The sequence below is a fragment of the Shewanella sp. Isolate11 genome, from assembly GCF_022398315.1.
In the GTDB taxonomy this organism is placed as follows: Bacteria; Pseudomonadota; Gammaproteobacteria; order Enterobacterales; family Shewanellaceae; genus Shewanella.
On sequence record NZ_JAKEVF010000001.1, the window covers coordinates 255,547 to 266,443 of the forward strand.

The 10,897-nt window shown below is 47.5% G+C and carries 8 protein-coding genes; 4 read left to right on the forward strand and 4 right to left on the reverse strand.

The window, feature by feature from the left end; all coding sequences use genetic code 11:
* Positions 1-125: 125 nt before the first annotated feature.
* From L1D21_RS01155 to L1D21_RS01165, 3 genes are all read left to right on the forward strand, one after another.
* Positions 126-1,460, forward strand: coding sequence for a M24 family metallopeptidase (locus L1D21_RS01155; RefSeq protein ID WP_239843399.1), 1,335 nt, complete (start codon positions 126-128; stop codon positions 1,458-1,460).
* Positions 1,461-1,709: 249 nt separating this feature from the next.
* Complete coding sequence (locus tag L1D21_RS01160; RefSeq protein WP_239844159.1) at positions 1,710-2,921, forward strand: NnrS family protein; 1,212 nt, start codon at positions 1,710-1,712, stop codon at positions 2,919-2,921.
* A gap of 106 nt (positions 2,922-3,027) precedes the next feature.
* Positions 3,028-4,341: an ammonia-forming cytochrome c nitrite reductase subunit c552 gene (locus L1D21_RS01165; protein WP_239844160.1), complete on the forward strand. Its 1,314-nt coding sequence runs from the start codon at positions 3,028-3,030 to the stop codon at positions 4,339-4,341.
* Between the two features lie 93 nt (positions 4,342-4,434).
* Here the strand turns inward: L1D21_RS01165 and L1D21_RS01170 are convergent, their stop codons facing one another.
* Positions 4,435-5,064 (reverse strand): flavin reductase family protein, encoded by a 630-nt coding sequence (locus tag L1D21_RS01170; RefSeq protein WP_239843400.1) that lies wholly within the window; start codon positions 5,062-5,064, stop codon positions 4,435-4,437.
* 324 nt (positions 5,065-5,388) lie between these two features.
* On the opposite strand from L1D21_RS01170, the gene L1D21_RS01175 reads away from it, so the two are divergent.
* A complete protein-coding gene (locus L1D21_RS01175; RefSeq protein ID WP_239843401.1) occupies positions 5,389-6,279 on the forward strand; it encodes a glucosaminidase domain-containing protein in 891 nt (296 codons plus the stop codon).
* Between the two features lie 98 nt (positions 6,280-6,377).
* On the opposite strand, the gene L1D21_RS01180 is transcribed toward L1D21_RS01175, so the two are convergent.
* The 3 genes from L1D21_RS01180 to L1D21_RS01190 form a co-directional block, all read right to left on the reverse strand.
* Entirely contained in the window at positions 6,378-7,691 is a 1,314-nt protein-coding gene (locus tag L1D21_RS01180; protein WP_239843402.1) for an anaerobic sulfatase maturase, read from the reverse strand.
* Positions 7,692-7,828: 137 nt separating this feature from the next.
* On the reverse strand, positions 7,829-9,415 hold the full coding sequence (locus L1D21_RS01185; protein WP_239843403.1) for an arylsulfatase: 1,587 nt from the start codon (positions 9,413-9,415) through the stop codon (positions 7,829-7,831).
* A gap of 266 nt (positions 9,416-9,681) precedes the next feature.
* Positions 9,682-10,839 (reverse strand): putative sulfate/molybdate transporter, encoded by a 1,158-nt coding sequence (locus L1D21_RS01190; RefSeq protein ID WP_239843404.1) that lies wholly within the window; start codon positions 10,837-10,839, stop codon positions 9,682-9,684.
* Between the last annotated feature and the right edge of the window lie 58 nt (positions 10,840-10,897).

Consider the following 10,897-nt stretch of genomic DNA (forward strand, 5'->3'; position numbering starts at 1 on the left):
TTATTGCTCGTTATTTTTGCAGCAGCTTGACTTAAAACAGTTGCCAAAAAACACGCTGAGTAGCTCACTTTCTTATACTGATTGGTATAACCTAAACGTTCACTATGTAACAGATGAGAGAACAAATGCTTGCTAATAAGAATAATAACTTGAGCCGCTATTCTATTCTCTGGCTGCTGTGTTTGACCTTGCTGCCTCAGATCTGCCTAGGCGCTGCTACCGATGAGATTTTGCCCCTGCGTGAGCGCGCGGCATTGATCGACAATTTGACCCATAAACGTGTTCAGCAGTTGTTGCCTGAGTTGATGCGCGAGAGCGATATCGATATGTGGCTGCTGATTAGCCGCGAATACAACGAAGACCCTGTGCTTAAAACTATGTTACCCGCCACTTGGCTGTCGGCGCGGCGTACCACTATATTGGTGTTTGCCCGTGATAAGCAGGGCAAGGTGAACGCCTATGCTATCGCGCCCTACAGTGTTGGCAAACTGTTCACTAAGGCTTGGGATAAGGAGAAGCATCCCAGTCAGTGGCAGGCGCTAAATGCTTTGGTGGAGCGTTATCAGCCAAAACGTATCGGCGTTAACCGCTCAACGAGTTGGGCTCATGCCGACGGTCTAGTGTCGGGTGACGAGCAGCGACTCTTGAATCATCTCCCCGAAGGTTATCGACAGACTCTGGTGTCTGCTGAGCCGCTGGCCATTGGCTGGTTGGAGCGTCGCATCCCAGAGGAGATCGCCCTTTATCCGAGTCTGGTCAAGATGGCTCACGAGATCATTGCTCAGGGGTTTTCTAATGAGGTGATACAAGTTGGCCAGACAACCAGCGAAGATCTAGTGTGGTGGTTTAGAGAACGGGTTCGGGAGCTGAAATTGCAAACCTGGTTTCAGCCCAGTGTCACCATACAGAGGGCTAATCAGGAGGATCTTTCAGGTGATACTGTGATTATGCCGGGGGATCTTCTGCATGTTGATTTTGGCATTACTTACCTGAGGTTGAACACTGATACTCAGCAACTCGCTTATGTGTTACAGCCCTTAGAAACCCAAGCGCCAGACTATTTGGTGAAGGCGTTTAACAGCGGTAATCAACTGCAAGATATATTGACCGCTCAGTTTGCAAAGGACCGAACGGGCAACGAGGTGCTCAAGGCTGCGCGCGAGCAGGCCATTGCTGCCGGACTTAAGCCGACGATTTACTCTCATCCTATTGGCTATCACGGTCATGGGGCTGGCACGACTTTAGGTATGTGGGACGCCCAGCAAGGGGTCGCAGGTTCGGGGGATTATCCGCTGCACCTCAATACCGCTTATTCTATCGAGCTAAACAATGCGGTGTTTATCCCCGAATGGCAACGAGAGATCCGCATCATGCTGGAAGAAGATGCCATGTTTGATGCAAGTGGAGTCTGGTATCTCAACGGTCGCCAGCAGGCGCTTATCTTAATCAAACCAGAATAAAGTAGCGTTCACTGACTAGCTGGGTAAAACTGTTTAGCACTTCAAGAGTCCGGCATGCCTATAAAGAGGTATTTAAATTCAATATCATAGCGAATTTATCCGCTATAGATCACACTTATCTAAACTGCATCGATTATTGATTGTTCGTCGTTATCGCTGTGGTTAATATGGCCACATATTAAAGATGTATTTTATATGTTTGTTATTTGCTACCGATTCCATTTGCTAATCGATTAGAGATAAGACGTGATGCTTAATATTGATGATCCCCGCGAAATTGACAAAACACCCGCGATATGGCGTTTGGGTTTTAGGCCGTTCTTTCTCGGTGGCGCCTTGTTAGCTTGCCTGTATATTCCGCTGTGGCTGGTGACTTGGTATATCCCTGAATTTAGCCTGATGCGAGAGAGCTTTTGGGTTAAAGTCGTGCCTCTATGGTGGCATCCCCATGAGATGTTATTTGGCTTTGCCATGGCAATTGCCTGTGGTTTCTTACTGACGTCGGTACAAACTTGGACTAATCAACCCAGTTTAAAAGGCTGGCCGTTGGCGCTGACTTTTGCTTGTTGGTTGCTGGCGCGGGTGCTGTTGTTGCTGCCAATGGACTTACCTATCTGGTTGCCTGCGATTTTCGATAGCCTGTTCTTATTGCTGTGCGCCGCTAAATTGTGGTCTTGTATTTACCGGGTTAAACAGTGGCGTAATATCGGTTTTCCTATCATGTTGCTGCTGGCTGCCTTGATAAATCTCTATAGCTATTACTGCCTAATGCAGCGGGATTTTATCAGCAGTAATCAACTCTGGCAGGGCATGCTTTGGTGGCTTGGGGTGATTATTACCATAGTCGCTGGCCGCGTGATCCCCTTTTTTACCGCCGTAAAAATTCAGCAACCTAAACCTGAGCCGATTAAGTTACTGGACTTTAGCCTGATCGGCCTAATGTTACTGCTGATTGTACAGGGAGTGACTAAGTTTTTACCTATCGCGGTCGAGCAACTCTTGCTGGCGGCTGCGGCGCTGTTGCATCTGCTGCGCTGGTTACGTTGGTATCCTCATAAAACCCTTGGCGAACCCATGTTGTGGTCGTTGCATCTGGCTTATGTCTGTTTACCTATCACTTTGGCAGCGCTGGCCTACAATATTGATAATGAAAATGCCTATCGTCACTTACTGCATCTGTTTGCCATTGGCACTATGGCTGGCCTGTGTTTATCGATGATTTCTCGGGTATCGCTTGGGCACACCAGTCGCAACATCTATCAAGGGCCCAAGATGTCTTGGGCATTTTTGTCTGTCGCTTTAGCGGCCATGTTTCGTGCCTTAATGCCGCTGTGGTTTCCACAACATGCCGAACTTTGGCTCTGGCTGGCTGGCACGTGTTGGAGCTTAGGTTTTGGTTGGTTTGTATTTTGTTATGCGCCGATCTTGTTACGCCCTAGAGTCGATGGCAGACCGGGTTAATGATTGTCGTCTCGGCAGTAAAGCAAATAAATTAGATATAAATGAGTTTAAAATGAATAGATTAAGACGTTATTTAATTCTCTCGATCACCAGCAGTTCCTTATTAATGGGGGCGGTGGCAAATGCCGAAGATGTCAGCGCCGAGGCGATGCAAGCCAAATTCCCTAATCAGTACCAAAGCTGGGCGGCAACGGCTGAGCAGTCACAGCGACAAGATATGCTGGCCAACTATCCGGCAGCTATCGTGCTCTGGGCGGGTTCCTCCTATGCCAAGGAATACCACAGTCCGCGAGGACATCATTTTGCTGTTGCCGATGTCACTCACACATTGAGAACCGGTGTTGCCCCCGCCAAAGGTGAAAAAGGTTTATCGGCCAGTTGCTGGACTTGTAAGTCTCCGGACGTGCCACGTTTAATTGGTGAACTTGGCGTCGAAGGCTTCTCGGGCAAAAACTTCACCGATCTCGGTAAAGAGATGCAGAGTGTAGTGTATTGTACCGACTGTCATGTCAAAGGTTCGGCTGAGCTTGCGTTACCTAGACCCCATGCGCAAGAAGCCATGGCTAAGGTGCAGCTGCCATTTGAACAGCAGAACGCCAATATGCAGGGATCTCAAGTTTGTGGCCAATGTCATGTGACTTACTATTTTCAGCCTGAGCGTAGCAATCGAGTTAATATTCCGTGGATTTTCGGCAGTACCGCCGACTTGATTGAGAAATATTATGATACTCGCCGTTTCTACGAGTGGATCCATCCGATCTCTAGAACCCCAATCGTTAAGGCGCGTCATCCTGAGTTTGAACACTGGAGTCGCAGCGAACACGCTAAGGCGGGAGTCAGCTGTATCAGCTGCCACATGCCAGAGTCGGTTGACAGCAATGGCAAGTCATTTACCAATCATCAAATTGGTCAGGCGCTACCCAATTATGAGCAAGTTTGTCAGGCCTGTCATAGCAATAAAACTAAGCTCGTCAGCAAGCTAGAAACTAACAAGGCACAGATAGAAGCCAAGGCGCGCGAAGTAGAGCAACTATTAGTTAAGGCTCATTATGAGGCGGGCGCTGCGTGGGATGCCGGTGCAAGTTGGCCAATTATGAATGATGCCATTATGGCCATTCGTCACGCCCAGTGGCGCTGGGATTTCGCCATGTCATCACACGGTTTGTATGCCCATAACCCTCAAGAGGGGATGGCGTTACTCGATGCGGCGATTGAGCATGCCACCCATGCACGCAATGCGCTGTCTGAAATTTTAAGCATGTTAAAAGTCGCCAAGGTGAATTATCCCGATATTTCGACGAAAGCCTCGGCGCAAAAAGCTGTGGGTATCGAACTGGATAAATTAACCGCAGAGAAAAAGGCCTTTATCGAACAAGAGGTAGATAAGCATTGGCCTGAGGTCAGCCGTCACGGCTATTAAGTCGCAGTGATACAGTTAACAACTGAAATAACGCCAGCATGGCCAAAGCTATGCTGGCGTTTTATTTAGGTGCAGAGTTTTATCTACCATGACCTAAAGCTGTGGCCTAGAGAGGTCAAATCTATGCTCTTCTGAAATGCCATAGTAGGCGCTCGGCCCGCCTGCACGCAGTATGGGGTCGGCCAGTGCGGTTTGGTAAATACCCGTGGCATCGAGCAGGCGTTCGGCAATATGTACCACCACCACTTCACCCAAGACTAACCAAGTGTCGATGGCTTCACCGTTAGCAGCTTGCAATTGAATACATTGAGTTAACTTACACTCGAAGTTCACCGGGCTTTCCAGCACTCGGTCTGCCCCCACCACATTGCCTGCCACGGCCGTTAAACCGGCAAATTCAAACTCATCTTGCCCATGGGGTAGCGCCGCCGAGGTTTGGTTCATCTGCTCGGCTAAAGGGCGCGTGGCGAGATTCCAAACAAACTCTCCGGTTTCGACAATATTGGCCACACTGTCTTTATAGCCGACACTGGCAAAGCCAATAATGGGCGGATGATAATTGAAGCAGTTGAAAAAACTATAGGGAGCCAGATTTCTTTGCCCCTGTTTATTACGTGAAGCGATCCAGCCTATGGGTCTAGGGCCTACGATGGCATTTAAGGGATCATGAGGTAATCCATGTCCTTCACTTGGCCTGTAAAAATAGGTCTCTGGCTGAGTCATTGTGGCTCCTTATCATATCGCTATAGCGGGGATAGTTATCGAGTTATTAAACGCTTCATTACTGTGGTTTTCAACCGGCGTATTCTATTTAACCTGAACTTGGGATAACCAGTGTCGGAAAATCTAAATTTAACAAGCCTATTCAGCGGCTCTGCTTATCCAGAGCTCAGGTTATTTAGTCTGGTTTGATAATCTGTTGCTAATGCACAGTGCTTCAAACAGTGCTAAATTTAATTCTAATAGGGTTACTTATTTGTAGCTCAGCATTTGCTGATGGTTGTCACAATTAAGTTAAATGGAAAGGGTTAATGCTGGAGTAGCAAAATGACAATGTTTAAGCACATTAAGTATATCTGTGTGTTATCGGCTTTATATTCATGTAGCAGTTTGGCGGGGATCGAGGTTTACGGCTCGCCAGAAAAACAAGTGGCTTTTAAAAGTGCATCAGAGCTTTCACATCATTTAGATAACTCGGGGTTACAACTGCTGTCGGCTCGCAGTGAAAGGCAAGTGCCTCGGGTGTTTGTCAGTCATGTGCCCAAGGATCTCGCCGAGCTAAGTGTCGATCAGAAAACCCGTACTTTCATACGTATGATCCTCACCAACATTTTGCAGGCTAATGATTATATTCTGCAAGACCGAGCCGCACTGCATGCAGCTTATGCCGACAATCATCTTGACGGAGAAGAGGCCAAGTGGGTTGAAGACTTATCTCACCGTTATGGCTTCGAGCAGGCGCCAAGTTATGAGGAGTTACGTAAGCGGGTCGATACTATTCCGGTCTCGTTAGCCTTGGCGCAAGCGATTGATGAAAGTGCTTGGGGTACATCGCATTTTGCCGTAGAAGGTAATGCGTTGTTTGGTGAACATTTACCGCCCCATTCCAAGTCGAAAAAGTATGTGCAAGCTAAAGGCGCCGATGTGAAGCTGGCGGCATTCGATACCATCTTAGAAACCTGCATGGAGTATCTGCATAATCTCAATACTAACCATGCTTATCATCACCTAAGAGAGATGCGACATGATGCCCGAGAAATTGAGCGGGAATTAAATGGCATCGAATTAGCCGAGGCGCTACAACATTACAGCGAACGAGGCATGCTTTATGTCGATGACTTGAGAAGTATTATTCGTCACCGTGATCTACATGAGTTAGATCCGACGCGGCTGCAAGAGGGACAAACGACCGTGTTTCATATCGAAAGCATCGATTAAAAAATCATAGATTAAAAAAAACTGGTTAGATCTCCTATCAAAAGCCCAATATTAATTGGGCTTTTTGCTGCATAAATTAATACCAAGCAGCATAAGGATTATCTTTTTGTAGGTGCCGACTGATTTTGTTCTATCACTTTGGCTAATCCCACCAAGATAGGCGAAGCATAATCGAAAAAGTCTTGTAAGCCAGAGCAGAGATAATTTAGCCCAATGTCACCGGACGGGGTTTTGATAATGCGGTTTTTAGGGCATTCACCCCAGCATAATTTAAGGTGTTTACACTCCAAGCAGTAATCGGGCAGGCTATCGCGTTTCGACATGCCGAAAGCTTCTTGGCGAATAGAAAACGCCATATTATTAAGCTGCTTATCGTTAATATTACCGATTTTATATTCGGGATAAACAAAGTGATCGCAAGAATAAACCGAGCCATCGTGCTCAATTGCCAAGGCTTTACCGCAAAACTCGGCGGTGACACATAGCTGTGACGGCATGCCCATGGTTTGAGCGAGCGCGGTTTCGAACAGATTAACCAACACTTTGCCCAGATCATTATTGATCCACTCTTCAAACACCACTTTAAGGAAATTGCCCCAATCATCTGGGTCTACCGACCAATCGGTCACCACCGACATCGGATGGCCAGGTTTACTGAGCTCGCTGCCCAATTTGGGGCGCATACTCTCGTTCCAAAACTGCGGTGCCGTGGACTTAAAGTCTTTGGCTTCGACACAGGGAGTGAACTGAATATAACTGGCGCCCAGTTCTTGGGTTAAAAAGCGATACACTTCCAGCGGATGTTTGGCGTTTAGGCGATTAACCACTGTCAGAGCATTAAAAGGGACTTGGTGTTTGCGTAGATTTTGCGCCGCTTTCATCACTAAATCGAAGGTGGGTTTACCGCTATTGGTGACGCGGTATTTATCGTGTAACTCGCGCGGCCCATCAATAGACAAACCGACTAAGAATTGATGTTCTTTTAAGAAGGCGCACCAAGCATCGTTAAGCAGTAGGCCATTGGTTTGCAGATCGTTATTAATCTGAACCCCCTCGGGTTGATAACGCTTCTGTAGCGCAACCACTTTCTTATAGTAATCCAGCCCCAGTAGCGTTGGCTCTCCTCCTTGCCAAGAGAAGGTGATCTGTTCGCCATCTTGGCTTTCAATATAGCTTTTGATGAACCGCTCTAAGGTTTCGTCGTCCATCTTGGGTTGCTTGGGCTGATGCAATAAGCCCTCTTTATGCAGGTAAAAACAGTATTGGCAGTCGATATTGCATTTGGCACCACCGGGCTTAGCCATCACATGAAACTGTCTATGGTATTTAACTTCATCACTGTTGTCTTTTACTGCGGTTTTAAGCGGTACAACCGGAAGATGTGTTGTGTCGCTGGTTTGAGTGCGTCTCATATAAAAAGCGGATTCCATGCCAAAAAGGAGTCAATAATAAACTCTGTCATATTGCGGCGAGCTTGTAAAAACCATCGACGGGTAAATGTCGCCAAAAAGACGATGACCCCATGAGAGGGGCCATCGATTTAGGTTGCTTATTGCTGTGTTTTCTTCATCGCATCTTCAATGGTTTTAGTCATGTCGAAGCTACTACCACCTTGAACCGGCGGATACTCGACCAAGCTCTTAACATGCTCTGTCACCATCTCACTTACAGGGGCCAATAACCAGGAGACTTTCTGTACCAAATGGCCATTAGCATCAATTGAGTCATAGCTCTCAAAGGGGTCGGCTCTTAGGTTATAGACTTTAGGTTTGGCCAATGGCAACAGGTTATCGTAGTAATGCTCGGCAATAGCGAAGTGGAACTTCCAAGGCCCCATTCGGATTGCAGAGAGTTGCCCCTCAAAGTAATAGAACATCGACTGGCGTTCTGAGACATCTGATTTGCCTTCCCAATAAGCTAAGTTATTCACCCCGTCGATATATTGCTTCTTCTCATCCATCACCTTCTTGTTCACATCTTTAATGCCCGCCGCAGCGGCTAAGGTGGTGAACAAATCTTGGTGGCTTTGGATGCCATTGAGGGTTCTGCCTGCCGGAATATGATCTGGCCAGCGTACCATCATAGGCACACGAACACCGCCTTCATAGGTGGTCATCTTCTCGCCTCTGAAAGGCGTGGTTGCGCCATGGGGCCAAGAAGAGTGTTCAGGGCCATTATCTGTGGTGTACAGAATAATGGTATTTTTATCTAGGTTACGCTTCTTAAGTTCACTCAGTAAGTAACCGATATCAGCATCGTGCTGCATCATGCCGCTACCGTGAAGATCGTATTCACTGGTGTACTTTTCAGCAGCATAGCGCCACTTGTCGTTAAGACGAGTATATAGGTGCATACGGCTGGTGTTGATCCAGGTAAAGAAGGGCTTATCCTCTTTAAGCGACTTGTCGATAAACTTCAGCGCCGCAGGCAGCATCTCTGCGCGGTCAAAGTCTTTCATTCGCTCGCCGCCTAGCGGGCCAGTATCGGTACATTTTTGCTTGCCGACCACACCAAAACGCGGGTCGTTAGTGGTGTCAGCCTTATCTGTGGCATAACAATGTAATACGCCGCGGGTACCAAATTTCTTCTGGTAGGCTTCTAATGAGCCAGAGTAAGCCTTAGCGAAGTTTTGGTAATCGCGCTGCTCATGTTCTTCCTGAGTATTAAGGTGATATAAATTACCAAAAAACTCATCGAAACCATGCACAGTCGGCAGGGCAAAGTTGTGGTCGCCCAAATGGTTTTTACCGAACTGACCTGTGGCATAGCCAATCTTTTTCAGTTCTTCGGCTAAGGTGGGTGACTCTTTTTTGAGCCCTAACTCACCACCCGGCATGGCTACCGTGGTCATACCCGAACGTATCGGATATTGGCCGGTGATAAACGCCGCACGTCCTGCCGTTGAACTTGGCTGAGCATAGTGGTCGGTGAACTTAACCCCTTCATTGGCGATACGGTCAATGTTGGGGGTGGTGTAACCCATGGTACCCATGCCGTAGGCGCTGACGTTTTGCCAGCCAATATCATCACCAAAGATGACAACAATGTTGGGTTTATCTTGGGCAAGTGCGCTGGCCGTGAAGGCCGCACCTATGGTGGAAGCTAAACATGTTTTACCTATCGTACCTATTTTCATAACTCAAATCCCTGTTATAAAGACGCCGATCAAGCCTGTAACACTAATATAGTGTAGAACAACAAACAATCAATTTTACATTGAATTACGCTGTTTTAGCTAAAAAAATCAAAATCATAAATTAACAAGCGTAACAGTTTTAGTATTTTATACTGGCTGTTAGTTTTGGCCTGTGACTGCAATCCATCTAAGTTACTGGCTACAAAGCTAAATGCAATTTGTATCCGTGTTCGCTTATGATGTTTGGGTTGGACGCACAGTCTAAATTAAGGGCGTAGATCGTTATACAGCAGCCATTGACGACGACCCATTTCAATCAATACGCCAGCTGCAAGTCCGGCGGCGGTATTGACCCATAAACACACGCCAGCGGTGGTGAGTATGACGAGCATGCAAAAAGGTTTGCCGTCGGTAAAGCGTTTCGACCAAGCCAACTGCAATCCGGCGATGGCTAATAAACTGCCTAAGACTGCCAGTGGGATTAATGATAATAAACCGGCAACCGTGTCACCCCAGCACAAGGCGATCAGTAAACAACTGATCCCAAAAATGATCGGCGCTAACCAGGTTCTGGCGCCAAAATGATGTTGTACTGCCAGCCCGCCTGCACCATGACACATGGCGGTAGCGCCCCAAGGAGCGAGTAATAAGTTCGCCCAACCTGAGCTGGTGGCTAATCGCTTAGGCGAAAAACGTTGCTGTTTGACTTCATCGACGTCGGTAAATTTATCGCTGGCCATGGCCGAGGTGGCAATAACCGCATTGGTCAGCGTTAATGCCAGTTGTGGTAAAACTAACAAGCCCGCTGCCGAGGTCCATTCTTCTAGCGTGGGTAACCCTAACTGCCAATGGCTGCTGGCCGACAGTTGAAAACTGGGCGCAAAACCGTGGGAGTATTGCCACAAAATACCTATCACTAACACCAAGGGCATAATCAAATAGGGCAAAGGGAGAAAGCGGCTTAGAAACAGCGCCGCAAACGCGATTGCGCCGACAAGCCAAGTGTCGGTCATCATCTGGCCCCCCATCCAAATAAGCTGTAAACCAATGGCTAGCTGAATACCAATGCTGATGGCGGGGGAGAGTTGTTTGGCCATCCAGGTAATGGCGCCACTATAGGCTAGTAGCAGTAATATGGCGCCCATCATAATGCCGCTGGCTTGTAACATTCCTGGCGTTAAGCCTTGGGCGATCACCAATGCGGCGATCACTTTCATCGGTTGAACCGGGATGGGTCTGCGGTAATAGAAAGCGGTAAATAGAGCAAACAGGCCAAAGCCGACAAAAATGCCTTGGGGAGAGAAGTGGTTTATCGCAATCAGGCCAAGGACTAATGGCAGAAATGTGCCTAAGTCGGCAAAGGCACCACTGACTTCGCCAGTGTATCGGTTAAGGTGGTCAATCGGTTTAGTCTTGCATCTCATATGGCTTGCCGTGGGAAATAGTCAGAGCTAACACCGCAATTTTAGTGCCATTTTTTCA

What these genes read in the sequence shown, in the direction of transcription:
- L1D21_RS01155 (WP_239843399.1), top strand. Translation starts at nt 126, where the DNA reads ATGCTTGCTAATAAGAATAATAACTTGAGCCGCTATTCTATTCTCTGG.
- L1D21_RS01160 (WP_239844159.1), top strand. Translation starts at nt 1,710, where the DNA reads ATGCTTAATATTGATGATCCCCGCGAAATTGACAAAACACCCGCGATA.
- L1D21_RS01165 (WP_239844160.1), top strand. Translation starts at nt 3,028, where the DNA reads ATGGGGGCGGTGGCAAATGCCGAAGATGTCAGCGCCGAGGCGATGCAA.
- L1D21_RS01170 (WP_239843400.1), bottom strand. Translation starts at nt 5,064, where the DNA reads ATGACTCAGCCAGAGACCTATTTTTACAGGCCAAGTGAAGGACATGGA.
- L1D21_RS01175 (WP_239843401.1), top strand. Translation starts at nt 5,389, where the DNA reads ATGACAATGTTTAAGCACATTAAGTATATCTGTGTGTTATCGGCTTTA.
- L1D21_RS01180 (WP_239843402.1), bottom strand. Translation starts at nt 7,691, where the DNA reads ATGAGACGCACTCAAACCAGCGACACAACACATCTTCCGGTTGTACCG.
- L1D21_RS01185 (WP_239843403.1), bottom strand. Translation starts at nt 9,415, where the DNA reads ATGAAAATAGGTACGATAGGTAAAACATGTTTAGCTTCCACCATAGGT.
- L1D21_RS01190 (WP_239843404.1), bottom strand. Translation starts at nt 10,839, where the DNA reads ATGAGATGCAAGACTAAACCGATTGACCACCTTAACCGATACACTGGC.